Raw genomic sequence first — 26,201 nt, forward strand, 5'->3', positions numbered from 1 at the left:
GCGCCGCCTCCCGGCCGGTGCGAAGGCGCCTTGCCCCCCATCGCCGCCCCGTCGCCCGCAAGGGGCCATCGTCCGGGCGGAGCCCGACCTTCCCGGGCATGGCAGCTGGCCGGCCGTCGTCATCCGCCTTGCGACGAGGAGCGCGGCTGCGGTCGCTCCAGCGCCGCCTCCAGGGCTTGGCACTCGAACGTCTTGTATTGCCACTGGCCCCTTCGATGCCGCCGGCGGTAGACCCGGCTCAACCACAGGCGGCGGAACGGGCGATCCGGATCGCCGCTGAATGCCATTACCGGACGCCAGGCGAACCAGAGCGCCCAGTGGTTCACCGACCACGATGTCGATTGCAAGAGCATGGCGTGGCACAGCCTGTCCGTTGATTGCGACAGACAATGCATCCGATCATGGATCGGGCAATGGCTCCCGACGCCCTATGGTTAACGCGGTCGCGCCGGTCGTGCGATCAGGCCGTGGCCTCTTCGAGAATCGCGCTTCGCCTGGAACGCGAGCACGACCGCCCAGATCCTATCGAGCGGCACCCATCGCGATGAGGGTGCGGGTCATTCTGAGAGGAAGGCCTTGGCTCGCCGAGGCAGGCGTGAATTTCGTGAGGACGGAACGAAATTCAGGGATCGAATGGTGGGCGCGACAGGGATTGAACCTGTGACCCCTGCAATGTCAATGCAGTGCTCTCCCGCTGAGCTACGCGCCCATTCGATGAAGCGGCTTACACCATATGAGGCGCGGGGCGGTCAAGACCGTTTGCGCCGCTCGTGACCGCCGGAGCCAAAAAAATCAGGCGGCGTCCTGGAGCATCTTGCCGACCTCCTCCACCAGCTCGCGCAGGTGGAAGGGCTTCGACAGGATCTTGGCGTCCTTCGGAGCCTTGGAATCCGGGTTCAGCGCCACGGCGGCAAAGCCCGTGATGAACATCACCTTGAGGTCGGGATCGAGCTCGGTCGCGCGGCGCGCCAGCTCGATGCCGTCCATCTCCGGCATCACGATGTCGGTCAGGAGCAACGAGAACGGCTCCTCGCGAAGACGCTCGTAGGCGCTGCCGCCGTTGTCGTAGGCGGTCACCTCGTAGCCGGCCTTCTCCAGGGCCTTGGCCAGGAAGCGGCGCATGTCGTTGTCGTCTTCGGCCAGAAGGATCTTATACATCTCGTAACCTGATTGTCGCGGCCCATGCCGGACGTGAAGCCTGTGCTGCAGTGAACCTTTTAGCAGATTGCTTAAGCAAGAGCTAAATGGAATGTTCGTGGGCGGGGACAGCCCTATCTCCTCGCCAACGCGGTTTGCGAAAGGGAAATGAAGGGGAGTGCATTTGGACGTCGCAGCCCCGCACCTGGAAACCGCCGCAGGCCCGTGCCCCGCCTTCGAAGTGATCGAGCCGACGCGCCAGACGAGCCCTTTCGTGTTCTCGTCGCCCCATAGCGGCCGGGCCTATCCATCCGCCTTCCTCGCCCAGAGCCGCCTCGGCCCCTCGGCGATCCGCCGGTCCGAGGACCTCTTCGTCGACCAGCTCTTCGACTTCGTGCCCGCGCTCGGCGCGCCGATGCTGGTCGCGCGCTTTCCCAGGGCCTATCTCGACGTCAACCGCGAGCCCTACGAGCTCGACCCGGCGATGTTCTCGGAGGCGCTTCCCGCGAAGGTGAACTCGGCATCCGTGCGCGTCGCCGGCGGGCTCGGCACGATCCCGCGCATCGTCGCAGAGCGCGAGGAGATCTACGCCGGGCGCATTCCGGTCGCCGATGCGCTGGCGCGGATCGAGACGATCTACATGCCCTTCCACCAGACGCTGGAGCGCCTCGTGGAGACGACGCGCCGCACCTTCGGCTTCGCGATCCTGATCGACTGCCATTCGATGCCGTCCTCCGTGCGCCCGATGCCGGGCGGCCCGAAGGCCGACATCGTGGTGGGCGACCGCTTCGGCACGAGCGCCGCGCACCATTACGTGGCGATGGCGACCCAGCGCCTCTCTGCGCTCGGGCTGGATGTGACGCGCAACAAGCCCTATGCCGGCGGCTACATCACCGAGCGCTACGGACGCCCGCGCGCCGGGGTCCATGCCATCCAGCTCGAGATCAACCGGGCGCTCTATGCCGACGAGCGCAACTTCGTGCCCCACGCCGCCTTCGGCCATTTCCGGCGCATCCTCTGGGAGTTCGTGTCCTGCTTCACGGCCGAGGTCGAGGCGGAGCTCCATCGGCCCGCCGCCGCCGAGTAGCGCGGTCTCGCCAGGTCGGAGCGATCATCCTATAGACGGGGCCCCCGCCAGGAGACCCGCCGATGACCACCCTTCCCGATGCCGCCTTCCTGTTCCGCCTGGCGGACGCCGCCGCCAGGGAAACGCTGCCGCGCTTCCGCACCGCGCTTCACATCGAGTCCAAGCCCAAGGAAGGCTACACGTTCGACCCGGTGACGGAGGCCGACCGCGAGGCGGAGAAGGCGATCCGCGCGCTGATCGAGGCCGAGTATCCCGCCCATGCGATCCTCGGCGAGGAATTCGGCCTCTCGGGCTCGGGCGACCACCTCTGGGTGATCGATCCGGTGGACGGCACGCGCCCCTTCATCTGCGGCGTGCCGGTCTGGGGCACGCTGATCGGGCTGACGGTCGCCGGGCGTGCCGAAATCGGCATCATGAGCCAGCCCTACACGCGCGAGCGGTTCTGGGCGACGCCGGACGGGGCCTTCGGTGACGGGCCGCTGGGGCAGAAGCCGCTGCGGGTGCGCGACGTCGGGGGCCTTGCCCATGCCACCCTGTTCTCCTCGGCGCCCGAACTCTTCAAGGGCGGGCTGAAGGACCGCTTCCAGAGCCTCGTCGACCAGGTTCGGCTGACCCGCTTCGGAGCGGACTGCTACGCCTTCGCGATGCTCGCCGCCGGCCATGTCGACATCTGCGTCGAGCCGGGGCTCCAGCCCTACGACATCGTGGCGCTGACGCCGATCGTGGAGCGGGCGGGCGGGGTGATCACCACCTTCTCCGGCGAGCGGCCGGAAAACGGCGGCGACGTGGTGGCGGCCGCAACGCCGGCCCTTCACGAGGCGGCGCTGCGCATCCTCAACGGCTGACGGGCGCGGCCTCGGTCGCCGCGACGGGTTCGCTCGCGCCCGGGGGCTCGGTCGCCGCCTCGGCGACCACCGCCGCGCCGATCAGCGCCTCGTCGATCGGGGGCAGGGGCATGGATCTCGGCAGTGCTTCGGCCAGGAAGGCCTCGATCGCGGCCAGCGCCGGCTCGCGGAACCGGTCGGCCTCCTGCAGGAGTTCGTGCCGGGCGCCCGCGACGCGGATCGAATGGCCCGAACGCATGCGCCAGGCGAGGCGCTCGGCCGCCGCCGTCGAGACGACGCGGTCGTCGCCCGGCAGAAGGAACAGGGTCGGAAGGTCGAGGCGCGCGATGCGGTCGGAATCGTCCAGGCGACGTGCGGCGCGCAGCACCGCCCACAGCCAGGAGGCCGAGAGACCCTCGACGAACAGCCAGGGCGCGGCGGTCTGCAGGGCGCGGTTGCGCTCGGATCGTCTGGCGTCGCTCGACAGGACGTTGCCGGCGATCGGCGCGGCCGCATCGAGCCGGCGCACGCGGCGCAGCGGCACGAAACCGAGCCCGCACCCGTGAAGCAGGCCGGCGACGGCGCTCCTCAGGCGCCGCAGGCCCGCCGATCCCGGCAGGGCCACGAGCGGGGCCGTCAGCACCATGCGCTGGACAAGGGGCGAGAGGCGCTCCGTGGCCGACAGCGCCACCAGCCCGCCCATGGAATGGGCGAGGATCGCATAGGGCGGCGGACACCGGTCCATCACCACCTCGCGCAGGAAGCGCTCGAGATCGTCCACGTAATGCGACAGGCGGCCGACATGGCCGATGCCCGGCAGAAAGGTCTCGCGCCCCGAGCCACCCTGGCCGCGCCAGTCGAAGCTCGCCACGGTGAAGCCCTGGCGGTTCAGGTCGGCGATCGTCTCGTAGTACTTCTCGACCGCCTCGTTGCGCCCCTGCAGCACGAGGACGGTGCCGCGGCTCGTCATCTCGGCAGGCCCCCGGCCGATCGCGTAGCGCAGGCGCACGCCCCGCCCGAGGTCGTGATGCCCGGTCTCGAGCCCCGCCGGCGCGGGGTTGAGGTCGTGGGTGACGAAGGCGTCGGGGGATTCGGGCACGGCGGCTCCGTCGCGGCATAGGGGCGGCGCCCGTCGGCGGGGCCGTTCCAAGGCTCTATCGCAGAGCGGCGGCCGGTTGAAGGCAACTCGCCACCCGTCGGACGAAAAGAGCGGGGTCGAGAGCCATCTCGGACTCTCGACCCCTGGCGACCGGGACGGAAGGGACGGGACGCCCCGATCGTTCGCGTGAAGGGAAGCCGGGCTGTCCGTTTCGGGCCGCCGGGCGCGCGGTGCCTCGTGAGCCTTGCGCGCCGGGAGGGGACGCGATCCCGCTCTCCGGTGATCGGCGTTCTAGGGGAGCCGAGGTGAACGACTGCCGAAGGGCGCGTTCATCCGCCGTTCAGCCGTGACGCAGGTGTTAAACCGTTGAGATGGCTTCCGGAAAAAATCTGATCGCGAGGCTGGCGCGATCTCTTGAAGGCGCTTTTCGGCCCTCCCATGTTTGCCTCAGCGATCGCCCGATAGCGGGATCGCTGGCCCGGACGGACCGGCCGCCGCTCATCCGCGGGGCCTCATGGTCGACGGGTCAAACACGCAAAACCGTTGCTCAATGGAGAACACCCATGCGTCAGTTCGACTTTGCCCCTCTCTACCGCTCCACCGTCGGTTTCGACCGGCTCTTCTCCATGCTCGACGCGGCCGGCAACGCCGAGACCGCCCAGAGCTATCCGCCCTACAACATCGAGCGGACCGGCGAGACCACCTACCGCATCACCATGGCGGTGGCAGGCTTCTCCGATGCCGAACTCTCGATCGAGTCGCGTGAGAACACGCTGACCGTGAAGGGCGAGAAGGGCGAGGACGCCGCCGGCGGTTCGGAGTTCCTGTATCGCGGCATCGCGGGCCGCGCCTTCGAGCGCCGCTTCCAGCTGGCCGAGCATGTCGAGGTGAAGGGTGCGAGCCTCAAGAACGGGCTCCTCCACATCGACCTCGCCCGCATCGTGCCGGAAGCGCTGAAGCCGCGCCGGATCGCCATCACGACCGCCAACGGCAACGAGGCCAAGGCGATCGAGGCGACCGCCGCCTGATCCGGGACACGGATGACGACAGACGGACGGCGCCCCTCGGGGCGCCGTTTTCGTATTCAGGCGATCAGCGCACAGAAGCGGTCGACGTCCGCCCGTTCGGTGGACCAGCTGGTGACGAGGCGGTAGAGGCCTTCGCCTGTCGCCATCAGCCCCGGCATGTCGTGCGGCGGGTTCCAGTCGTAGAAGGTCGCGCCCTCCGCCCGCAGCCGCTCGGCCGTGGCAAGCTCGATGACGGCGAAGATCTCGTTGGAGCGCGTGTCCCAGGCTTGGCGCGCATGGGTGGAGCGCGCGATGCCGGCCCGCAGGGCATCGGCCATCGCATTGGCGTGGGCGGCGAGCTCCAGCCACAGGCTGCCGTCGAGATAGGCCGCGAACTGGGCCGCCATGAAGCGCGTCTTGGAGAAGAGCTGCGCCCCGCGCTTGCGGATATAGGGGAACTGCTCCGCCTGTTTCGGATCGAAGAACACGACGGCTTCCGCGCACCAGCAGCCGTTCTTGGTGGCCCCGAAGGAGAGGATGTCGACGCCGGCGCGCCAGGTCATCTCGGCCGGCGAGGCGTTGGAGGCGGCGAGCGCGTTGGCGAAGCGCGCCCCGTCCATGTGGAGCGCGAGGCCGCGTTCATGGGCGATCTCGCCGATCGCCGCGATCTCGCCCGTGGAATAGAGCGTGCCGGCTTCGGTGGCCTGGGAGAGCGAGATCGCCATCGGCTGGCCCGCATGCACGAAGCCCGGCCGGAAGCGCGCGAGCTCGGAGACGAGGTGGCCGGGGTCCATGCGCCCGAGGGCGCCCTCCACCGGCACCATGCGCGCGCCGTGGGTGAAGAATTCCGGCGCGCCGCACTCGTCCTGCGCCACATGCGCCTCGCGGTGACACATGACGACGCCGCCCGGCCGGTTGACGGCGGCAAAGGACAAGGAGTTCGCCGCCGTGCCCGTGCCGACGAAATAGACGGCGACCTCGCGCTCGAAGATCTCGTTGAAGCGCCGCTCCACCGCCTTGTCGATGTCGCTCGCCCCGTAGGCCGCGGCCATGCCCGCGCCGTGCGTGGCCAGCGATTGCGTGACGGCGGGATGGGCGCCGGACCAGTTGTCGGATGCAAAGATCATGCGGGCTGACTAACGCGCGCGTGGCGCGTCGTCAAAGCCCCTCCGGCCCGGCCGCTTTGCATGGAAAGCTCGAGGACGTTAGAACCGCTCTTGCCGCTCGGGCTTAACTCTGGCATAAGCGGGAAATAGGTCAGCAATGCTGCCCTATATGGGGCGGCCGTCTCCGGGACGACGCCGCTGGCGGGCGCCGGGAGAGCGGGCGCTTCGATTGATCCATGGGCATGCGCGGCGCGCGGTGGCAAAAGGGCCGTCCGGGCGCCGAAGTCCTGCCCGAAGAACCAAGGTTGCTCCAGCCTCTGGGCGACGACGAGACAGGGAGACACGCGATGACGATCGAAACGCCATCCATCATCGAGGGTGGGGCCACTGCGGCCATCAACACCGCGATGGGCGCCGTCAAACCGCGTCGCCTGCCGGAGCCCCAAGGCCTCTACGATCCGGCGAACGAGAGCGATGCCTGCGGCGTCGGCTTCATCGCTCATATGAAGAACCAGAAGTCCCACTCGATCGTCGAGAAGGGGCTGAAGATCCTGCACAACCTCGAGCATCGCGGGGCGGTCGGCGCCGATCCGTTGATGGGCGACGGTGCCGGCATGCTGGTGCAGATCCCGCACGACTTCTTCACAGCCGAGATGGCCGCGCAAGGCATCGAGCTGCCCGCGTCCGGGCACTATGGCGTCGGCTTCGTGTTCATGCCGCAGGACGAGGCGCGCCGCCTCCACTTCAAGGCGATCTTCGAGGCCGCGGCCGCCGAGGAAGGCTGCCCCGTGCTCGGCTGGCGCGACGTGCCGGTGGACAATTCGTCGCTGTCGAAGGCCCCCGAGATCGCGGCGACCGAGCCCTGCCACCGGCAGGTCTTCATCGGCCGTCCGGCAAACGTCGCTTCGGACGACGATTTCGAGCGCAGGCTCTACATCATCCGCAAGGTCGTCTCGAACCGCGTCCATGCCGAGGCGCAGTCGGTCGACACCGACTTCTACGTCGTGTCGCTGTCGGCGCGCACGATCGTCTACAAGGGCATGTTCCTGTCCTACCAGGTCGGCGCCTACTACAAGGACCTGAAGGACCCGCGCTTCACCTCGGCGTTGGCGCTGGTGCACCAGCGCTTCTCCACCAACACCTTCCCGTCCTGGCGCCTCGCGCATCCCTATCGGATGGTCGCGCACAACGGCGAGATCAACACGCTGCGCGGCAACGTCAACTGGATGGCGGCCCGGCAGGCGTCGGTGGATTCCGAGCTCTTCGGCAACGACATCTCCAAGCTCTGGCCGATCTCCTACGAGGGTCAGTCCGACACCGCCTGCTTCGACAACGCGCTCGAATTCCTGACGCAGGGCGGCTACCCGCTCGCTCATGCGATGATGATGCTCATCCCCGAGGCCTGGTCCGGCAACCGGGAGATGAGCCCGGAGCGCCAGGCCTTCTACGAGTACCACGCGGCCCTGATGGAGCCCTGGGACGGGCCGGCCGCCGTGTGCTTCACCGACGGTCGCCAGATCGGCGCGACGCTCGACCGCAACGGCCTGCGTCCGGCACGCTACGTCGTGACCGACGACGACCTCGTGATCCTCGCCTCCGAGGCCGGCACGCTCGAGGTCGCCGAGGAGCGCATCGTGAAGAAGTGGCGGCTGCAGCCCGGCCGCATGCTCCTGATCGACCTCGAGAAGGGCCGCATCGTCTCCGACGAGGAGGTCAAGAGCGAGATCGCGGGCGCCAACCCCTATCGCGACTGGCTGCGCTCCACCCAGCTGATCCTCGAAGACCTGAAGCCGGTGCAGCCGCGCGCCAGCCGCGCCGACGTGTCGCTTCTCGATCGCCAGCAGGCCTTCGGCTACAGCCAGGAGGACACGCGCATCCTGATGGCGCCGATGGCCACGACCGGCCAGGAAGCCATCGGCTCGATGGGCACGGACACGCCGATTTCCGCCATGAGCGAGAAGTCGAAGCTCCTCTACACCTACTTCAAGCAGAACTTCGCGCAGGTCACCAACCCGCCGATCGATCCGATCCGCGAGGAGCTGGTGATGAGCCTCGTCTCCTTCATCGGCCCGCGCCCGAACATCCTCGACCTCGAGGGCACCTCGCGCCGCAAGCGGCTGGAGGTGCGCCAGCCGATCCTGACCAATGCGGATCTCGAGAAGATCCGCACGATCGGCCACACCGAGGACCGGTTCGACACCAAGACGCTCGACACGACCTATCCGACGGAGCAGGGCGCGGCGGGCATGGCGGGCGCGCTGGACCGGCTCTGCGAGCGGGCGGAAGCCGCCGTCGTCGGCGGCTACAACATCATCATCCTGTCCGACCGCCAGATGGGCCCGGACCGCATTCCGCTGCCCGCGCTTCTCGCCACGGCCGCCGTGCACCATCACCTGATCCGCAAGGGCCTGCGCACCGCCGCCGGCCTCGTGGTGGAATCGGGCGAGCCGCGCGAGGTCCACCACTTCGCGTGCCTTGCGGGCTACGGCGCCGAGGCGATCAACCCCTATCTCGCCTTCGACACGCTGCTCGGCATGCATGCGCGCGGCGACTTCCCGCCGGAGGTCGACGCCAAGGAAGTGGTCGGCCGCTTCATCAAGTCGGTCGGCAAGGGGCTCCTCAAGGTCATGTCCAAGATGGGCATCTCGACCTACCAGTCCTATTGCGGCGCGCAGATCTTCGACGCGATCGGCCTGAAGTCCGAGTTCGTGAAGCGCTACTTCGCCGGCACCTCGACCACGATCGAGGGTGTCGGGCTCGACGAGATCGCCCGCGAGACGGTGGAGCGCCATGCGCTCGCCTTCTCCGACGATCCGGTTCTGGCGCGCTCGCTCGAGGTCGGCGGCGAATACGCCTACCGCATGCGCGGCGAGGCGCATATCTGGTCGCCGGACGCGGTCGCGACGCTGCAACACGCCGTGCGCCTCGACAGCTACGACACCTACAAGGAATACGCCGCGCTCGTGAACGAGTCGGCCGTGGCCAACTCCACCATCCGCGGCCTGTTCAAGCTGCGCCTCGCCGAAGAGATGGGCCTCTCGCCCGTGCCGCTCGACGAGGTCGAGCCGGCCGCCGAGATCGTCAAGCGCTTTTCGACCGGCGCGATGAGCTTCGGCTCCATCAGCCGTGAGGCGCATGCCACGCTTGCCGTGGCGATGAACCGGATCGGTGGCAAGTCGAACACGGGCGAGGGCGGCGAGGAGCCGGACCGCTACCTCAAGCTGCCCGACGGCTCGAAGAACCCCGAGCGCTCGGCGATCAAGCAGGTGGCGTCGGGGCGCTTCGGCGTGACCACCGAGTATCTCGTCAACGCCGACATGCTCCAGATCAAGGTGGCGCAAGGGGCCAAGCCCGGCGAGGGCGGCCAGCTGCCCGGCCACAAGGTGGACGCGACCATCGCCAAGACCCGGCACTCGACCCCGGGCGTCGGCCTGATCTCGCCCCCGCCGCACCACGACATCTACTCGATCGAGGATCTGGCCCAGCTCATCTACGACCTGAAGAACGTCAACCCGGAAGCCGACATCTCGGTGAAGCTCGTCTCCGAGGTCGGCGTCGGCACGGTGGCCGCCGGCGTCGCCAAGGCGCGTGCCGACCACATCATCGTGTCGGGCTACGACGGGGGAACGGGCGCCTCGCCGCTCACCTCCATCAAGCACGCCGGCTCCCCCTGGGAGATGGGCCTTGCCGAGACCCAGCAGACGCTGGTGCTCAACGGCCTGCGCTCTCGCATAGCGCTGCAGGTCGACGGCGGCCTCCGGTCGGGCCGAGACGTCGTGATCGGCGCGCTCCTCGGGGCCGACGAGTTCGGCTTCTCGACGGGTCCGCTGATCGCGGCCGGCTGCATCATGATGCGCAAGTGCCACCTGAACACGTGTCCGGTGGGCGTGGCGACCCAGGACCCGGTCCTGCGCTCGCGCTTCAAGGGCACGCCCGAGCACGTCATCAACTTCTTCTTCTTCGTCGCGGAGGAAGTGCGCGAGATCATGGCGGGTATGGGCGTCCGCACGCTCGCCGAGCTCGTCGGCCGCTCCGAGCGGCTCGACAAGCGGGAGATGATCGACCACTGGAAGGCCAAGGGGCTCGACTTCTCCAAGATGTTCTTCAAGCCGGACGCCGCGCTGGAGGAGACCTACTGGACGAAGCGCCAGGAGCATCCGATCGCCGACGTTCTCGACCGCAAGCTGATCGCTGGGGCGCAGGCCGCGCTCACCGCGCGCCAGCAGGTCGAGATCGAGGCCGCGATCGGCAACGTCGACCGCTCGGCCGGCGCAATGCTGTCGGGCGAGGTCGCCAAGCGCTTCGGCCACAAGGGCCTCGCCGACGACACAATCAAGGTGAAGCTGACGGGCACCGCCGGCCAGAGCTTCGCGGCGTTCCTCGCCAAGGGCGTCACCTTCGATCTCGTCGGCGACGGCAACGACTATGTCGGCAAGGGCCTGTCGGGCGGCAAGATCATCGTCCGGCCGCGCGCCAACACGCGCATCGTGCCGGAAGAGTCAATCATCGTCGGCAACACCGTGCTCTATGGCGCGATTGCCGGCGAGTGCTACTTCCGGGGCGTGGCCGGCGAGCGCTTCGCGGTGCGTAACTCGGGCGCCATCGCCGTCGTCGAGGGCGTGGGCGATCACGGCTGCGAGTACATGACCGGCGGCGTGGTGGTGATCCTCGGGCATACCGGCCGCAACTTCGCGGCCGGCATGTCGGGCGGCATCGCTTATGTCTATGACCCGGAAGGCAACTTCGCCAACCGCTGCAACATGGCGATGGTCGAGCTCGAGCCGGTGCCGGAGGAGGACGATCTCCTGGAAAAGCTGCACCACCACGGCGGTGACCTCCAGCACAAGGGACGCGTCGACGTGTCCTCCAACATGACCGGCCACGACGACGAGCGCTTGTTCCAGCTGATCTCTAACCATGTCCACTACACGGGCTCGACCCGGGCGAAGGAGATGCTGGAGCACTGGGAGACCTACCGCCCGAAGTTCGTGAAGGTCATGCCGGTGGAGTACCGCCGCGCGCTTCTCGAAATGGAGCGCATGCGCATGGGCGTTGCGGCCGAGTAGGGCCGCGGCTTGTCCTGGAACGGGTTCCACGGGGTGGCGGCGGTGCTGATCGCCGTCGCCGTCCCGGCAGGGGTCTGGCTGGTGAACGGCGTCCTGCCGGTGCCGGTCCTCGTCCTTGGGGCGGTTCTGGGAATGTCATACTGGTACTGGCGTCCGTTCCCGGGCATCTGACGCCGCGCCGGCGACCCTTGCGGGGTCGAAGCGCAGCTCTCTTCGGGACGGTGCGGCGGTCCGTCGCTCGCGAAGTCTGGACGCGTTCTATTCTCGCGGAAATTGGTGTAAGGCGAGCCCGGTCGGCAAGGGATCCGATCGCTCGCGCATGGGGGCACGCGCGCTGAACGCAGCGCCGCCGCCCGGACGGAGGGGCATATGGGCAAGGTCACGGGCTTTCTCGAGATCGACAGGCAGACGGCGAAGTATCAGCCGGCCTCCGATCGCATCCGGCATTTTCGCGAGTTCACGCTGCCGATGTCCGACGAGGAGGTCGGCAAGCAGGCGGCGCGCTGCATGGATTGCGGCATTCCCTTCTGCCACGGGCCGACGGGCTGCCCGGTCCACAACCAGATCCCGGACTGGAACGACCTCGTCTACGCCAACGACTGGGAGGGTGCGATCCGCAACCTCCATTCCACCAACAACTTTCCCGAGTTCACCGGCCGCATCTGCCCCGCGCCCTGCGAGGAGGCCTGCACGCTGAACCTCGAGGACACGCCCGTCGCCATCAAGACGGTGGAACAGGCGATCGCCGACAAGGCCTACAAGCTCGGCCTCATCAAGCCGCAGCCGGCCAAGACGAAGACCGGCAAGCGCGTCGCCGTCATCGGCTCGGGGCCGGCGGGTCTCGCGAGCGCCCAGCAGCTCGGCCGCGCCGGCCACGAGGTCCACGTCTTCGAGCGCGAGAGCCGCGCCGGCGGGCTCCTGCGCTACGGCATTCCCGACTTCAAGATGGAGAAGCACTTCATCGACAAGCGCGTCGAGCAGATGGAAGGCGAGGGCGTCACGTTCCACTACGGCGTCAACGTCGGCAAGACGAAGCCGCTGGAGGAACTGCGCGCCGAGTTCGACGCGGTGCTCTACTGCGGCGGCGCGGAGCGCCCGCGCGAGGCCGGCATCCCGACCAACGGCCTCGACGGCATCCACGACGCCATGCCCTACCTCGTGCAGCAGAACCGCCGCGTCGGCGGTGAGCCGGTGGCGAGCGCCGGCTGGAACGCGGGCGAGATCTGGGCCGGCGGCAAGCATGTCGTCGTCGTCGGCGGCGGCGACACGGCGTCCGACTGCGTCGGCACCGCCTTCCGACAGGGCGCCGTCAAGGTCACCCAGCTCGACATCCGCCCGCAGCCGCCGAAGATGGAGAACAAGCTCGAGGTCTGGCCCTACTGGGCGACCAAGATGCGCGTCTCCTCCTCCCAGGCCGAAGGGGCGATGCGCGAGTTCCAGGTCGCGACGCTGGAGTTCATCGGCGAGGACGGCCAGCTGACCGGCGTCAAGTGCGCCGAGGTGGACGAGCGCCGCAAGCCCATTCCGGGCACCGAGTTCGTGATCCGTGCCGACCTCGCCTTCATCGCCATCGGCTTCGCCGGTCCCTTCACCGATGGCGTTCTGGCGGAAGCCGGCGAGGCGCTCGCGCTCAAGCGCGACGCGCGCGGCAACGTCTCCGTCCAGGCGGATGACCGATCCTATGCGACCTCGATCGAGGGTCTCTACACCGCCGGCGACGTGCGTCGCGGCCAGTCGCTGGTGGTCTGGGCGATCCGCGAGGGCCGCCAGGCCGCCCGTGCGATCGACCTCGCGCTCACCGGCCAGACGACGCTGCCGCTCTGACGACGGCGTCCGCCGGGGCTCCAGCCGGACGTTCGGCTGGCTGACCCGGCGCGGGGGCCACTCGGCTTTCGCGGCAGATCCTCTAGTTCGCCTCCCGGATCCCTTTCCGGAGGCGGCATGGACTGGTTCGCACCGATCGACGCCTATTGCGAGCGTTTGGACGCGGCCTTCTGGGCCGAGCCTGTGAACGCGATCACGAATGTCGCCTTCCCGATCGGCGCCGCCTTCGCCTTGGCGCAGTGGCGACGGAGCCCGGCGCGCGACGGCATCACGCTCGCCTTCATCCTGCTCGTGGCGGTGATCGGCGCCGGCTCCTTCCTGTTTCATACCTTTGCCAACGGCTGGTCGGTTCTGGCCGACGTCCTGCCGATCGCGGTCTTCATCTACGGCTACTTCGCGCTTGCCCTGTTCCGGTTCGTGGGACTTCGTCCGGCCGCCGCCATCGCGGGAACGATCGGCTTTGCGGTGGCGGCGCAGGTCGTGGAGCGGCTCGCCGCCCCGTTCCTCGGCTCCTCCGCCTCCTACCTGCCGGCTCTCCTCGCGCTCGCAGGGATCGGCGCGCTGCTTCGGCTTGGCGGCCACGGGGCAGGGCGATGGCTTCTCCTTGCCGCCGGCACGTTCACGCTGTCCCTGACCTTCCGCACGCTCGACGGACCGCTCTGTCCCATATGGGGCCTCGGCACCCATTTCCTCTGGCACATGCTCAACGCCCTGACGCTGACGCTCTGCCTCCTGGCCGCGATCCGATACCCTCGCGGCGCATGAAAAAGGGCCGGGCGCTTCCCCCGAAGCACCCGGCCCGCGGCGTCCCCCGCCGTGAAAGGTTTGATCAGCTCTGCGGCGCGGTGCGGCGCCGGTCGGCCAGGCGCTCTTTGCCCTGCAGAACCACCACGCGCGCGTTCATCGGCACGCGCTCGTACAGATCGACGATGTCCTGGTTCATCAGGCGGATGCAGCCCGACGAGACCGACTTGCCGATCGACCACCACTCCGGCGTGCCGTGGAGGCGATACAGCGTGTCCTTGTTGCCCTGGTAGAGGTAGAGGGCGCGCGCGCCGAGCGGGTTCATCAGGCCCGGCTCCATGCCGACCTCGTTGCCGTAGGGCTTGAGCTCGGGACGGCGCTGGATCATCTCGGCCGGCGGAAACCACTTCGGCCAGTGCTGCTTGTCCTTGATGTCGGCCTCGCCGGCCCAGGAGAAGCCGGCCTTGCCGACGCCGATGCCGTAGCGCATGGCGGTGCCGCGCGGCTCGACGACGTAGAGGAAATGATTAGCGGTATCGACCACCACGGTGCCCGGCTCCATGCCCTCGCTCGCGTAGAACACGCGCTGGCGACGGTACTTCTCGTCCACCTTGGAGATCGGGATGGCCGGCAGCTTGAAGCCGCCGTCTTCCATCGCGCCGTAGGCGGTGAGTTCCACCGGCCCGAGCGGTCCGCCGGAGATGACAGTCTCGGCCGGCGCCACATAGGCCTGCGCCATCGGCACGCCGACGGGATTGATGGACGCGCGATTCTGCGTGGTGCAGGCGCCGAGCGTGGCCAGGGCGGCGAGCGAAACGCCGAGCAGAAGGGGATTCGAGCGGGTCTTCATGGGGCGTCCGGTGCGGCTGCGAGGGCTTGACGGCCAGGCGTGACGGGCTCCCAGGACAGGCAGTCCTCGTCGGAGGCCTCCTTCTGGTACGCCGCGGCGAACCGCCTGGCAACGCATCTGAGTAGACCCCGACATGGTTAAGATTGTCTTTGTTGCCGCCCCACAACAGTTGACGCCCGGAACAGCCGTTCCACATCTTGGATCAGGGACGAAGTTCGAAGGATTACGGGGACTTCGGATGAATATCGGGGAAGCGGCACGCCGCTCCGGACTGCCGGCCAAGACGATCCGGCACTACGAGGATTTGGGGCTGGTGGCGCCGGCGCGCGCGGCCAACGGCTATCGCGACTATGCGGAACGGGACGTCCATATCCTGCGCTTCCTGCAGCGATCGGTTTCGCTCGGCTTCTCGGTCGACGAGACGCGGCGGCTCCTGGCCCTCTACGCACCGGGCACCCGGCGCGACGAGGCCCGACGCGTGGCGCAGCGGCGCGCGAGCGAGATCGACCGCAAGATCCTCGAGCTCCACACGCTGCGCCGGGCGCTGGCCGTGTTGATCGACGAGACCACCGAGCCCGCTGCGCGCAGCTGGCCGGTGCTGGACGAGGTGCCGAACGAGGGTGCCCGGATGCCGCGACCGGCGTTCTGACGCGCGAAGGCCCCCGCCGGCCAGCGGCATGTTGCCGATTCGTTTCGCAGGGCGCCTTGATTCGGCTGGAGTTTCCCGGCTAGTCCAGACCCATGCCGATCGTCTCTCCCTTTCGCCGCGATCCCCTGGTCGACGGCCGCCAGTCCGAGCGGGCCATGCTGGTCCGGCGCGGCGTGCAGCGCCTGATGATCCAGATGCGCGTCTCCGTCCTGCCCGAGATCCCGCTGGTGTCCGGCCGCCGCGCCGACCTCCTTTGCCTGTCGGAAAAGGGGGAGTTCTCCATCGTCGAGATCAAGTCCTCGATCGAGGACTTCCGGGTCGATCGCAAGTGGCCGGACTACCGCCTCCATTGCGACCGGCTTTATTTCGCCACGCATCCCGGCGTGCCCACCGAGATCTTTCCCGAGGACTGCGGTCTGATCCTGTCGGACGGCTACGGCGCGGAGATCCTGCGCGAGGCGCCGGAGACGAAGATGCCACCGGCCACGCGCAAGGCGTTGACCCTGCGCTTCGCGCGCCTGGCCTCCGATCGCCTTCTGCAGGCGGAATGGGTCGCCAACCCCTACCTGACCGGCGAGGCCGGCGACTGATCCCGTCCGGGGCCCGGCGCGCGCTTCGTCAGCGCGAACCTCGTCAGCGCGGGGCGCGCTTGGCGAGGATGCGCTGGAGCGTGCGGCGGTGCATGGAGAGGCGGCGTGCCGTCTCGGACACGTTGCGGTCGCACATCTCGTAGATCCGCTGGATGTGCTCCCAGCGGATGCGGTCGGCCGACATCGGGTTCTCCGGCGGCTCCGCCTTCATCTCGGGGTCGCGCGTCAGGGCGGCGATCACCTCGTCGGCATCCGCGGGCTTGGCGAGGTAGTCGATCGCCCCGAGCTTCACCGCGTTGACGGCGGTCGCGATGTTGCCGTAGCCGGTCAGCACCACGGCGCGCGCGCCCGGGCGCTGTCGGCGCAGGGCCTCGATCACGTCGAGCCCGTTGCCGAGCCCGAGCCTCAGGTCCACCACCGCATAGGCGGGTGCCCCGGACTTCAGCGCCGCGAGGCCCTCGGACACCGTCTCGGCGGTCCGCACCTCGAAGCCGCGCTGCTCCATCGCACGGGCCAGGCGGCCGACGAAAGGGCGATCGTCGTCGACGAGAAGCATCGTGCGGTCGTCGCCCTGTGGGGATATTCCGGTCTGATCATTGAGCATGGGATCGTTCCTTCCTTGCGGGAAAAGATACGGCGTCCTGACGTCATATCAACGGCCGAGCGAGACAATAGGTCGCGCGCTAGGCAACGATTCGCGGGTTCAACCGAGCGGTGGCGGCAGATCGAAGCCGCCGGGCTCCGCCGGCCGGGCCACCGTCAGACGACCGAAGCTTTCCGACGGCCACGACACGGTGACGCGGGCGCCCGACACGTCGCGCCCCGGCCGGTTGTCGAAGCGGATGCGCGCGCCCGAGCGCTCGATCAGCGTCTTCGCGATGAAGAGACCGAGGCCGAGGCCGCCGCCCGACTGCCGCTGTTCGGCCGCGCGCACGGACATGTAGGGGTCGCCGATCCGCGCGAGGACCTCCGCCGGGAAGCCGGGGCCGTCGTCGCTGATCTCGATCGCGATGCCAGCCCCGTTCCAGGACAGGCCGATCGCCACCTCGCCGCGCGCGAAGTCCACCGCGTTCTCGATGAGGTTGCCGAGCCCGTAGATCACGCCGGCGTTTCGGCGCAGCACCGGCTCGGGGCCGGAGGCTTCCAGGACCCGCACCCCGATCTCCACCCCGAAGTCGCGATGCGGGGCCACCGCCTCCTCGATCAGCGACGACAGGGGGAGCTTGGCCAGATGCTCCTCCGACACGCTGGAGAGGCTTGCGAGCTGCCCGAGAATCGCCCGGCAGCGCTCGGACTGGCTGACGAGGAGGTCGATGTCCTCGCGAAGGTTGTGATCCGCCGCCACCGCTCGGCTCATCTCCTTGGCGACCAGCGATATGGTGGCCAGCGGCGTGCCGAGCTCGTGTGCGGCGGCCGCCGCGAGGCCGTCGAGCGCCGAGAGATGCTGCTCGCGCTGGAGCATCAGCTCGGTGGCCGCCAGCGCGTCGGAGAGAGCCCGCGCCTCGGCCGCCACGCGGTAGACGTAGAAGGTCGAGAACACCAGCGTCGTCACCAGCGCGAACCACATGCCGCCGAGATACGGGAAGGGGAGGTCGAGGCTGTGGCCCGCCGGCCAGGGGATCGGCTGGTGGATGAAGGCGATGGCCGTGGCGCAGAGAACCGCGAGCACGCCGATCCCGACGGAGATGCGCGCCGGCTGCGTCGCCGCCGCGATCATCGCCGGCACCACCAGGAACACGGCGAACGGGTTCTGGATGCCGCCGGTCAGCACCAGGAGCCCGGTCGGCTGCACGACGTCGAAGACGAGGATCAGCGCGGTGCGGCGCTCCGACAGGCGCTCCGCCTTGGAGTAGCGCGAGGAGAGCCAGACGTTGAGGCAAACGGAAACGCCGATCAGCGCGAAGCAGAGCCAGACGGGATAGGGATACCAGAGGCCCCAGGCGACGAAGACGCAGGCCGCCGCCTGGCCCGCGATCGACAGCCAGCGCAGGCGCGTGAGCGTGGCGAGGCGCACGCGCTGGCCTTCGCGCGACAGGCGGCGCTCGGGGGGAAGGTCGGCTTCGAGGTCGAGGCCCTTGGCGATCGTCATCATGGTAAGCGAAGTAGGTGCGCCGGGAGCCGCGCATAGATGCGTCGCGGTAGCGCAGCGTCGGTCAGCCCCGTGGCTTGGCGCGGTTGGTGGCAGGTGCGCTCGCGGGGTCCTCCGGCCAGGGGTGGCGCGGGTAGCGGCCGCGCAGGTCCGCCCGGACGTCGGCCCAGGAGCCGCGCCAGAACCCCGGCAGGTCGCGCGTGATCTGGATCGGGCGATGGGCCGGCGACAGGAGTTCCAGGATCAGCGGCAGGCGGCCACCGGCGATCGCGGGGTGGCGGGCGAGGCCGAAGAGCTCCTGCACCCGCACGGCGAGCACCGGTCCCTCCGCCTCGTAGCGGATCGGCAGGTGCGAGCCGGTCGGCGCGGTGAAGTGGGATGGCGCGAGCTCGTCCAGCTTGCGCGCCTCGCCGGGCGGCAGGCGGGCGAGAAGCGCCTCGCGCAGCGCCGCTTCGCCGATCTGCGACAGCGCGGACGCGCCCGGCGCGAACGGCAGGAGCCATTCCTCCAGCGTCGCCAGCAGCGTCTCGTCGTCCGCGTCCGGCCAACCGGCCTCGGCACCATAGGCGGGCTGGAGGAAGCGCAGCCGCGCCAGGAGCCGTTCGCCGTCCTTGCCCCAGGGCAGCCTGCTGAGGCCGAGCTCGCGGATGCCGGCCATCAGGGCGCGCGCCGTGGCCTCGCCCGCTGGTGTCGGCAGGGGGGCCTCGGCCAGCACCGCGCGGCCGAGGCGGCGTACCCGCCGGGCGCGCACGGAACGGCTGGCGGGATCGAAGGACAGGGTTTCCTCCTCCACGATGCGTTGCGCGAGAAGCTGGTCGAGCCGCGCCTTGTCGATCGCGGCCGCCGCGCGGATGCGCCCCGTCCGCTGGCTCGCGCCCGTCGACACGCCCCCGAGATCGGCCACCACCAGCGCCGGCTCGCGCGACAGGGCGTGCGACGCCTCCAGCACGCCGCCGCGCCCGTTGGACAGGAGGAACGAGCCGGGCGCGCCGCGCGCGAGCGCCACCCGGTCGGGATAGGCGAGCGACAGGAGCGCGCCGGCATCGTCGTCGTCCAATGGGTCGGCAAGCGGCAGCAGGGCAAGCGCGGCGATGCGCCCGGCCAGGGCCTCCGCCGAACGGGCGCGGGGGCTGCGGTCGGCGCGCCAGCCGCGCAGCCGCTCGGCAAGATCCACCGAGGGGCCGCCGAGGCCGGGCTCGGTGAGAAGGACGGCGAGGCGCGCCGCCTCGCGACGCGCGCTTCCTGCGGCCGCGCCCGCGACCATGCAGCCCAAGCGCGGCGGCAGGGGCAGGGCGCGCATCGCCTCGCCGACCGGGGTCATCAGGCCTTCGCCATCGAGGGCGCCGAGTTCGCGCAGCAGCGCACGGGCCTCCCCGACCGCCGGAGCCGGCGGCGGGTCGAGGAAGCGGAGCGTCGCGGGCTCGCGGACGCCGAAGGCGAGGGCATCCAGAACCAGAGCCGACAGGTCGCTCGACAGGATCTCGGGCCGGTCGAACGGCTCGAGCGCCGCGGTCTGCTCGGCCCGCCACAGGCGGATCGCCTCGCCCGGCGCGGTGCGCCCCGCACGGCCCGCCCGCTGCTCGGCGGAGGCACGCGAGACGCGCACCGTTTCCAGCCGCTGCAACCCGGTCGCCGGCTCGAACACCGGCTGGCGCTTGAGGCCGGAATCCACCACCGTCGTCACGCCGTCGATGGTGATCGAGGTTTCCGCGATCGTGGTGGCGAGCACGACCTTGCGGCGGCCCGCCGGTGCCGGGCGGATGGCGAGGTCCTGGGCGGCCCCCTCCAGGCGGCCGAAGAGCGGGGCGAGGACGACGTCCGCCGGAAGCCGGCCCTCCAGCCGCTCGGCGGTGCGCTCGATCTCGCGCTGGCCGGGCAGGAAGGCGAGGATCGACCCGGAGCCGGCGGCGATCTCCTCGCGCACGCAGGCAGCCACCGCGTCCTCCACCGTCTCCGTCGGTCCCCGGTCGCGGTGGCGCACGGCGACGGGAAAGGCGCGTCCCTGGCTTTCCACCACCGGCGCCTGCCCGAGGAGCCTGGCCACGCGCGCGCCGTCCAGCGTCGCCGACATGACGAGGAGCTTGAGGTCGGGCCGCAGCGCCTCACGCACGTCGAGCGCGAGCGCGAGCGCGAAATCGCCGTCGAGCGAGCGCTCGTGGAACTCGTCGAAGAGGATCGCGGCAACGCCGGAGAGCTCCGGGTCCGACAGGATCATGCGGGTGGCGACACCCTCCGTCACGACCTCGATCCGCGTGGCGGCCGAGACGCGCGTGTCGAGGCGCATGCGCCAGCCGACCGTGGCGCCGGGCTGCTCGCCCAGGATGTCGGCCATGCGCGAGGCCGCCGCGCGCGCGGCGAGCCGGCGCGGCTCGACGAGGATGATGCGCCCTTGCGGCAGATCGCCGAGAAGGTGCAGCGGCACCAGCGTCGTCTTGCCGGCGCCGGGCGGCGCGACGAGGACGGCGGCCCCGTGCGCGGCGAGCGCGGCGCTCAACTGCGGCAGGACAGCGGCGACGGGAAGGGCGGGGAGCGCGGGGGCGGCGGGCATCGCGGCGTTGTGCATGAGGCGGCGCGACCTTGTCCAGCCAAGCGTCAGATCACGCTGGCGCCCACGTTGACGGCGAGCGCCAGGACCGTCGTGTTGAACAGGAAGGCCAGGATCGTGTGGGCGAGCACGAGTTCGCGCATGCCCTTGGTCGTGACCGCGACGTCCGAGGTCTGGCATGCGGCGCCCATGGTGAAGGCGAAGTACAGGAAGTCGCCGTAGTCGGGCGTTCCGTCGCCACCGGGAAAGTCCAGGCCGCCTTCGGCATCGGCCCGCGCATAGAATTCCCCGGCATAGTGCAGCGTCATCACCACCTGCGTCGCCGTCCAGGAGAGGAGGATGGTCGCGCCCGCGAGCGCGAGACGCCAGGGGTCCGGGTTGTGGTCGTCCAGCCCGTGCAGCTCGGCCGCGATGGCGCAGAAGCTCGCGGCGATCGCAAGGCCGGTGAGAAGCAGGATGGCCCGGCGCCCCTCGTCCTGACGCCTTGCGCGGCGGCGCAGGTCGCCCGTGTCCGTCGCGCGCACCATCATGTGCGCGATGACGCCGAGATAGAACACGACGCCGACGTCCCAGCCGAGGAGGACACGGGTGGTGAAGTCCAGTGCGCGCGGGGTCAGAAAGGTCACGGCGACGGCGAGGACAGCCGCCATGATGAGCCGGGGGCGCGCGCGCATGCCGCGCACGAAGGCGCGGTGAAAGGTGTGGGACCCGGGTTTGGCGGTCATCGGGCGCTCCCCGTCCGTCTCTACCATGATGTTCCGCTCCCCGCGATCAAATGACGGTTCGCGCCGGGCGACGGATCGGCTAAAGGATGGTCCGGTCCGCGGCAACGGCTTGCGGCCGACGCCCAATCGCGAGTGACCCGATGTCCCAGCCCACCGTCGACGCCGCCTCCACCGCCCCCGCCGGTGCCCGCCCGACGCTGGTGCTGACCGGCGCCTCGCGCGGCATCGGCCATGCGACGGTGAAGCGGTTCTCGCGCGAGGGCTGGCGCGTGATCACCTGCTCGCGCCAGGATTTCGCGGCCGACTGTCCCTGGCCGGCAGGCCCCGAGGACCACATCAAGGTGGACCTGTCGGACCCCGAGGACGTCGGCTACGCGGTGTCGGAGATCCGCCAGCGGCTGCAGTCCGGCGGCGGCAAGCTGCAGGCGCTGGTCAACAATGCCGCGATCAGCCCCAAGGCCGACAAGGGCGCGCGGATGGACTCGATCCGCACGCCGATGCACGTCTGGCGCGACGTGTTCCAGGTGAACTTCTTCGCCCCCATCATGCTGGCGCGCGGCCTCCACCAGGAACTGGCGGCGGCGGGCGGGTCGATCGTCAACGTGACGTCGATCGTCGGCAGCCGCGTCCACCCCTTCGCCGGCACCGCCTATGCGACGTCGAAGGCCGCGCTGGCCTCGTTGACGCGCGAGATGGCGGCCGACTTCGGGCCGGACGGCATCCGCGTCAACGCGATCGCGCCGGGCGAGATCGACACGGCGATCCTGTCGCCCGGCACCGAGAAGATCGTCGAGCAGATCCCGATGCGCCGCCTCGGCAAGACCGCGGAAGTGGCCGACATCATCTATTTCCTCTGCTCCGGCCAGGCGTCCTACGTGAACGGGGCCGAGATCCACATCAACGGCGGCCAGCACGTCTGAGCCTCACCGCGCCCGCAGCGCGGCGAAGAGAAGGCTGGTGCCGGAGCTGATCAGCGAGATGCCGAGGAAAAGCCCGACGGCCCAGACCGCGGTGCCGGGCAGTCCGACCACGAGGAACAGCGCGAGGCCGATGTTGACGACGCCGGCCAGCGCCAGGAGCCAGAACTGGCCGCCCGAGACGCGGAAGGCGTTGGCCATGGCGAAGGTCGCAAGGCCGAGAAGCATGAGATAGACGGCGAGCATCGTGGTGAGCGCCACCGCGCCGGCGAACGGGTCGGCGATGATGAGGATGCCGAGCGCCAGCGTGACGATGCCGATGAGGAGACCGGTTCCGCGGCCGCCGAACTCACGCCCCGCCCGAACCGTCGCCGCCAGCCCGACGACGCCCAGCGCCGCCAGAAGCCAGCCGAAGAAGATCGTCGAGGCCAGCGTCGCGGCGAAAGGCACGAGGATCGCGAGCGCACCGGCGACGATCATCAGCACGGCCTGAACGCTGTAGCCTTTCCAGTGGTTGTGGAGATGCCGCCGGACGTCGCGCTCGAGTTCGCCCGTCGGCGTCAGCGTGGCAGGGGCCATGGTGCGGTCTTCCTCGTGCGGGTTTCGGCTCGTCGGTCGTTGGCCGACGAACGTTCCGCAGGCGGAATGGTTCCCCGCGCCGTGTTGCGCCCCACCGGGCCGGCCTCGTCGCTTCGAGCCGGGCCGCTCTAGCCGCCCTGCCGGCCGAGCGCGCGCGAGGCGTCGAGCAGGCGGTCGAGAAGATCGTCGAGATGCTGGCGGGCGAGGGGGTCGACGATCCGGCCCCGCGCGTCGAACGCAGTCTCGCCCCCGCGGAGGCGGACCTCGGCGGTGACGACGTCGGCGCCGAGCGCGGCGAAAACGGCGCGCATCTGCGCGATCGCCGATCGCCCGTCCTCGCTTCCCGTGCCGACGCCCGCCAGTGCTACCACCAGCCGGGCAAAGGGCGGGCGTCCCGAAGGGTCCGCCGCGCCGGCCGCCGCCGCCTAGTCGAGCGCGTTCTTGAGGGCGGCGGGCGGCCCCGCGTTGATCTCGGGCGAGGTGACGAGGAGCCCGTCCTGGAGGGCGAGCCGCTGCGCGAGGAGCCGCGCGTTCTGCGGCGCCTCGCCGCTCTCCGCACCCTCAAAGAAGGGGAGGGGATAATCGGCAAGGCTCGCGGACGTCAGCGCCGCGTCGGTCAGCGACAGGGCGCGCGTCGCCTCGAGCGCCAGGCGCGCGGCGGGCGACCCGGCGGCCGTGTCCCCGGCGAGGACCAGAAGGCGCGAGATCAATGCAGCGGCCGCGCACCGGTGCGCGAATAGATCCAGACACGGGCCGGCGGGATGTTGTCCCAGACGATGTCGGAGGCGGAGGCGTCGAAGCGGCCGGCCACCGGCTTCACCGGCGGTTTCCAGAGATAGGACAGCTGCGTGAGGTTGCCGCCCGGCAGCAGGCGGTCGAAATACCGGCCGAAGAGGGCCTGCCGCTCTCCTTGCGGGAGCTTGACGATCGGGATGGCGAAGAGGATGGCGGCGAATTTCGTGGCGCCCCCGTCCCCCAGCGTTGCGTCGAGGTCGAAGCCGTCGCCCCGGACGACGTTGACCGCCGGAAAGCGCTCCTTCAGCGTGCGGGCGAACTCGGCGTCGTATTCGATGGAGGTGATGCGGGCGGGATCGACGCCGGCATCCAGAAGCGCCCGGGTGACGCAGCCGAGCCCCGGTCCGAGTTCCAGGATCGGTCCCTCGACATGGGTCGTCGCCGAGGCGACCATGGTCGCGCAGTAGTGCGCCGACGAGGGAGCGACGGCGCCCATCTTGATGGGGTTGCGGACCCATGTGCCGAAGAAGCGCGCCAGATCCTTCCGGCGCTCCCGTGCCGCGTCCTGTCCCATGCGTCCGCTCATGATCGTCTCCGTTTTCGACCCAAGGCTCGGCGAGCCCGTATGCGCCCCGTGCTTAACCCATCATCTTGGCACTGCGACGAAGGCCGGCAATCCTCCGGCCGACGGCGAGGCCTCGTTTCGCCGATACGTGATGACGCGGGCCGGCGGCAGGTTCCGCTTGATCCAGGGCGAGACCGCGACGTCCGCATCGACGAGTGTCGCGCGCACCGGGGCCGAGAGGGCATAGGAGAACTGGATGAACGGGGCGCCGGGCGGCAGGAGGTCGAGATAGCCGGCCACCGCACGGACCCGTTCGGGCTCCGGCTTGGTCATCAGCGGCAGGCTGGAGACCACCGCGCGCAAGCGTCGCTCGCGCAGGAAGCCGGCGAGCGCGGGCGGCGGCTCGTAGGCATCGCCCTGGAGTACGTGGACGCGGGGGAAACGGGCCCGCAGAAGGGTGCAGAACTCCGGCTGGTATTCGAGGCAGACCAAGTTTTCGGGCGCGATGCCGGCCTCGAGAAGGCCGGCGGTGACGACGCCGGTGCCGGGGCCGAGCTCGACTACGATGCCATCGGACGGCTCGGCCGGTACGGCCTCGGCCATGCGGCGAGCGAGCGCGCGAGACGAGGGCGAGACCGCCCCGATCTTCAGCGGGTTGCGCAGCCAGCCGCGGATGAAGGCGGCGTCCGCCTGGGTCCGCAAGCGATGTTCGCGTCCGTCCACGCCGGGCCCTCCCATCGCTGCGTCCTCCCGGCGTCTCAGTCGCTGAGGCCTTCGAAGAAGTCCTTCATGCGCGAGAAGAAGCCGGTGGACTGCGGCGAGTTCTCCGAGGAGGAAATGTCCTCGAACTCCTGAAGGAGCTCGCGCTGGCGGCGCGACAGGCTCTGGGGCGTCTCGATCGAGATCTGGATGAAGAGGTCGCCCGTCTGGGTCGAGCGCAGCACCGGCATGCCCTTGCCCTTGACCCGGAACTGCTTGCCGTACTGCGTGCCTTCGGGAACCTTGACGCGCGATTTCGCCCCGTCGAGCGTCGTCACCTCGAAGGAGCCGCCGAGCGCGGCGGTGGTCATCGAGATCGGCACCTTGCAGAAGAGGTCCGCCCCGTCGCGCTGGAAGAACTCGTGCGGCTTCACCGACAGGAAGATGTAGAGGTCGCCCGCCGGACCGCCGCGCAGGCCCGCCTCGCCCTCGCCGGCGAGGCGAATGCGCGTGCCGTCCTCGATGCCGGCCGGGATGTTGACCGACAGGTTGCGCTCCTCCGGCAGGCGCCCGTCGCCGCCGCACTTGCCGCAGGGGTCGGCGATGATCTCGCCGCGGCCGGCGCAGGTCGGGCAGGTGCGCTCGATGGAGAAGAAGCCTTGCGCCGCGCGCACCCGGCCGACGCCGCCGCAGGTCGGGCAGGCTTTCGGCGCGGTGCCCGTCTTGGCGCCCGTGCCGTTGCACTGGTCGCACTGGATCGTGGTCGGCACGCCGATCTCGGCGGTCTTGCCGCCGAAGGCCTCCTCGAGGCTGATCTCCATGTTGTAGCGCAGGTCCGAGCCGCGCTCGCGGCCCGACTGGCCGCCGCCCTGGCGACGACCGCCGCCGCGCCCGTTCATCATCTCGCCGAAGATGTCGTCGAAGATGTCGGCCATGGAGGACGCGAAGTCGCCGCGCCCGGCGCCCGCGCCCCCGTTCTGGAACGCGGCGTGGCCGAAGCGATCGTAGGCGGCGCGCTTCTGCGGGTCCTTCAGGACCTCGTAGGCTTCGCCGATCTCCTTGAACTTCAGCTCCGACGCCGCATCGCCGGGATTCTTGTCCGGGTGATACTGCATGGCGAGCTTGCGGAACGCGGCCTTCAGGGTCTTGTCGTCGCAACCCTTCACGACGCCGAGCGTCTCGTAGTAATCGACCTTTACGGACAAGCGTATCACCGTTCTCGAGGGCATCGGACAGGGGCGTCCGGTGCGGTCATGACGTGGGACGGGCTTCACGAGGCGAAGGCCCGTCGCGCCCGGATGTAGGCGTGGACGGGCCGCGTTACCATAGGACGGCGTTCAGCAAAAGCCGGTGGGGCTGCGCCA

General features: G+C 69.8%; 25 protein-coding genes and 1 tRNA gene. 10 read left to right on the forward strand and 16 right to left on the reverse strand.

All coding sequences use genetic code 11. From position 1 onward, the window contains the following. Nucleotides 1-119 precede the first annotated feature (119 nt). The 3 genes from AUL34_RS22750 to cpdR form a co-directional block, all read right to left on the reverse strand. The gene (locus AUL34_RS22750) at nucleotides 120-353 is read right to left on the reverse strand and encodes a hypothetical protein (protein ID WP_210168810.1); all 234 of its coding nucleotides are present in this window, start codon (nucleotides 351-353) and stop codon (nucleotides 120-122) included. Between the two features lie 281 nt (nucleotides 354-634). Then, nucleotides 635-709 (reverse strand) — tRNA-Val (locus tag AUL34_RS09285). A gap of 83 nt (nucleotides 710-792) precedes the next feature. Beyond that, nucleotides 793-1,158: a cell cycle two-component system response regulator CpdR gene (cpdR, locus tag AUL34_RS09290; protein ID WP_019996719.1), complete on the reverse strand. Its 366-nt coding sequence runs from the start codon at nucleotides 1,156-1,158 to the stop codon at nucleotides 793-795. A gap of 163 nt (nucleotides 1,159-1,321) precedes the next feature. Between cpdR and AUL34_RS09295 the strand changes: the two genes are divergently transcribed. Both AUL34_RS09295 and hisN read left to right on the forward strand, forming a co-directional pair. Next, on the forward strand, nucleotides 1,322-2,224 hold the full coding sequence (locus AUL34_RS09295; protein WP_061933434.1) for an N-formylglutamate amidohydrolase: 903 nt from the start codon (nucleotides 1,322-1,324) through the stop codon (nucleotides 2,222-2,224). 62 nt (nucleotides 2,225-2,286) lie between these two features. Beyond that, entirely contained in the window at nucleotides 2,287-3,069 is a 783-nt protein-coding gene (gene hisN, locus AUL34_RS09300) for a histidinol-phosphatase (RefSeq protein ID WP_061933435.1), read from the forward strand. Here hisN and AUL34_RS09305 read toward each other — a convergent pair. Beyond that, nucleotides 3,059-4,147 carry an alpha/beta fold hydrolase gene (locus tag AUL34_RS09305; protein WP_061933436.1) on the reverse strand — a complete coding sequence of 363 codons (1,089 nt, stop codon included), beginning with the start codon at nucleotides 4,145-4,147 and terminating at the stop codon, nucleotides 3,059-3,061. The two genes, hisN and AUL34_RS09305, sit on opposite strands and share 11 nt — an antisense overlap. 563 nt (nucleotides 4,148-4,710) lie before the next feature. Between AUL34_RS09305 and AUL34_RS09310 the strand changes: the two genes are divergently transcribed. Further along, nucleotides 4,711-5,175, forward strand: a complete 465-nt coding sequence (locus tag AUL34_RS09310) for an Hsp20 family protein (protein WP_061933437.1) — start codon at nucleotides 4,711-4,713, stop codon at nucleotides 5,173-5,175. Nucleotides 5,176-5,231: 56 nt separating this feature from the next. On the opposite strand, the gene AUL34_RS09315 is transcribed toward AUL34_RS09310, so the two are convergent. Next, the gene (locus AUL34_RS09315; protein WP_061933438.1) at nucleotides 5,232-6,281 is read right to left on the reverse strand and encodes a low specificity L-threonine aldolase; all 1,050 of its coding nucleotides are present in this window, start codon (nucleotides 6,279-6,281) and stop codon (nucleotides 5,232-5,234) included. 386 nt (nucleotides 6,282-6,667) lie between these two features. Between AUL34_RS09315 and gltB the strand changes: the two genes are divergently transcribed. The 4 genes from gltB (at nucleotide 6,668) to AUL34_RS09330 (ending at nucleotide 13,915) form a co-directional block, all read left to right on the forward strand. Beyond that, the gene (gltB, locus tag AUL34_RS09320; protein ID WP_244492506.1) at nucleotides 6,668-11,326 is read left to right on the forward strand and encodes a glutamate synthase large subunit; all 4,659 of its coding nucleotides are present in this window, start codon (nucleotides 6,668-6,670) and stop codon (nucleotides 11,324-11,326) included. A 9-nt stretch (nucleotides 11,327-11,335) separates the two neighbouring features. Further along, nucleotides 11,336-11,497 (forward strand): hypothetical protein, encoded by a 162-nt coding sequence (locus AUL34_RS22215; protein WP_156420858.1) that lies wholly within the window; start codon nucleotides 11,336-11,338, stop codon nucleotides 11,495-11,497. Nucleotides 11,498-11,695: 198 nt separating this feature from the next. After that, a complete protein-coding gene (locus AUL34_RS09325) occupies nucleotides 11,696-13,150 on the forward strand; it encodes a glutamate synthase subunit beta (protein WP_061933439.1) in 1,455 nt (484 codons plus the stop codon). Between the two features lie 117 nt (nucleotides 13,151-13,267). After that, the gene (locus tag AUL34_RS09330) at nucleotides 13,268-13,915 is read left to right on the forward strand and encodes a ceramidase domain-containing protein (RefSeq protein ID WP_061933440.1); all 648 of its coding nucleotides are present in this window, start codon (nucleotides 13,268-13,270) and stop codon (nucleotides 13,913-13,915) included. Nucleotides 13,916-13,979: 64 nt separating this feature from the next. Here the strand turns inward: AUL34_RS09330 and AUL34_RS09335 are convergent, their stop codons facing one another. After that, on the reverse strand, nucleotides 13,980-14,744 hold the full coding sequence (locus AUL34_RS09335) for a L,D-transpeptidase (RefSeq protein ID WP_061933441.1): 765 nt from the start codon (nucleotides 14,742-14,744) through the stop codon (nucleotides 13,980-13,982). Between the two features lie 238 nt (nucleotides 14,745-14,982). Between AUL34_RS09335 and AUL34_RS09340 the strand changes: the two genes are divergently transcribed. Both AUL34_RS09340 and AUL34_RS09345 read left to right on the forward strand, forming a co-directional pair. Further along, the gene (locus AUL34_RS09340) at nucleotides 14,983-15,393 is read left to right on the forward strand and encodes a MerR family transcriptional regulator (protein ID WP_061933442.1); all 411 of its coding nucleotides are present in this window, start codon (nucleotides 14,983-14,985) and stop codon (nucleotides 15,391-15,393) included. 92 nt (nucleotides 15,394-15,485) lie between these two features. Further along, nucleotides 15,486-15,983: an MmcB family DNA repair protein gene (locus AUL34_RS09345; protein WP_061933443.1), complete on the forward strand. Its 498-nt coding sequence runs from the start codon at nucleotides 15,486-15,488 to the stop codon at nucleotides 15,981-15,983. 43 nt (nucleotides 15,984-16,026) lie between these two features. Here AUL34_RS09345 and AUL34_RS09350 read toward each other — a convergent pair whose 3' ends face one another. The 4 genes from AUL34_RS09350 to AUL34_RS09365 form a co-directional block, all read right to left on the reverse strand. Beyond that, nucleotides 16,027-16,587, reverse strand: coding sequence for an ActR/PrrA/RegA family redox response regulator transcription factor (locus tag AUL34_RS09350; RefSeq protein ID WP_061933444.1), 561 nt, complete (start codon nucleotides 16,585-16,587; stop codon nucleotides 16,027-16,029). Between the two features lie 99 nt (nucleotides 16,588-16,686). Beyond that, nucleotides 16,687-18,072 carry an ActS/PrrB/RegB family redox-sensitive histidine kinase gene (locus tag AUL34_RS09355; RefSeq protein WP_061933516.1) on the reverse strand — a complete coding sequence of 462 codons (1,386 nt, stop codon included), beginning with the start codon at nucleotides 18,070-18,072 and terminating at the stop codon, nucleotides 16,687-16,689. A 64-nt stretch (nucleotides 18,073-18,136) separates the two neighbouring features. After that, nucleotides 18,137-20,635, reverse strand: coding sequence for an ATP-dependent helicase HrpB (gene hrpB, locus AUL34_RS09360; RefSeq protein ID WP_244492503.1), 2,499 nt, complete (start codon nucleotides 20,633-20,635; stop codon nucleotides 18,137-18,139). Nucleotides 20,636-20,664: 29 nt separating this feature from the next. Continuing rightward, the gene (locus AUL34_RS09365) at nucleotides 20,665-21,342 is read right to left on the reverse strand and encodes a DUF1345 domain-containing protein (protein WP_192845725.1); all 678 of its coding nucleotides are present in this window, start codon (nucleotides 21,340-21,342) and stop codon (nucleotides 20,665-20,667) included. A 140-nt stretch (nucleotides 21,343-21,482) separates the two neighbouring features. On the opposite strand from AUL34_RS09365, the gene AUL34_RS09370 reads away from it, so the two are divergent. Beyond that, entirely contained in the window at nucleotides 21,483-22,262 is a 780-nt protein-coding gene (locus tag AUL34_RS09370) for an SDR family NAD(P)-dependent oxidoreductase (protein ID WP_061933446.1), read from the forward strand. A 3-nt stretch (nucleotides 22,263-22,265) separates the two neighbouring features. Here the strand turns inward: AUL34_RS09370 and AUL34_RS09375 are convergent, their stop codons facing one another. From AUL34_RS09375 to dnaJ, 6 genes are all read right to left on the reverse strand, one after another. After that, nucleotides 22,266-22,838: an HdeD family acid-resistance protein gene (locus tag AUL34_RS09375; RefSeq protein WP_061933447.1), complete on the reverse strand. Its 573-nt coding sequence runs from the start codon at nucleotides 22,836-22,838 to the stop codon at nucleotides 22,266-22,268. A gap of 128 nt (nucleotides 22,839-22,966) precedes the next feature. Further along, the gene (locus AUL34_RS09380) at nucleotides 22,967-23,149 is read right to left on the reverse strand and encodes a hypothetical protein (protein ID WP_156420859.1); all 183 of its coding nucleotides are present in this window, start codon (nucleotides 23,147-23,149) and stop codon (nucleotides 22,967-22,969) included. 114 nt (nucleotides 23,150-23,263) lie between these two features. After that, entirely contained in the window at nucleotides 23,264-23,548 is a 285-nt protein-coding gene (locus AUL34_RS22565) for an NADPH-dependent FMN reductase (protein ID WP_061933449.1), read from the reverse strand. Beyond that, nucleotides 23,545-24,159 carry a class I SAM-dependent methyltransferase gene (locus tag AUL34_RS22570; protein ID WP_061933450.1) on the reverse strand — a complete coding sequence of 205 codons (615 nt, stop codon included), beginning with the start codon at nucleotides 24,157-24,159 and terminating at the stop codon, nucleotides 23,545-23,547. Before AUL34_RS22570 ends, AUL34_RS22565 begins: the two co-directional genes overlap by 4 nt. Nucleotides 24,160-24,219: 60 nt before the next feature. Further along, complete coding sequence (locus AUL34_RS09395) at nucleotides 24,220-24,861, reverse strand: class I SAM-dependent methyltransferase (RefSeq protein ID WP_244492504.1); 642 nt, start codon at nucleotides 24,859-24,861, stop codon at nucleotides 24,220-24,222. A gap of 35 nt (nucleotides 24,862-24,896) precedes the next feature. After that, nucleotides 24,897-26,042 (reverse strand): molecular chaperone DnaJ, encoded by a 1,146-nt coding sequence (dnaJ, locus tag AUL34_RS09400; RefSeq protein ID WP_370539038.1) that lies wholly within the window; start codon nucleotides 26,040-26,042, stop codon nucleotides 24,897-24,899. Between the last annotated feature and the right edge of the window lie 159 nt (nucleotides 26,043-26,201).

It is taken from the genome of Aureimonas sp. AU22 (assembly GCF_001463745.1).
In the GTDB taxonomy this organism is placed as follows: Bacteria; Pseudomonadota; Alphaproteobacteria; order Rhizobiales; family Rhizobiaceae; genus Aureimonas.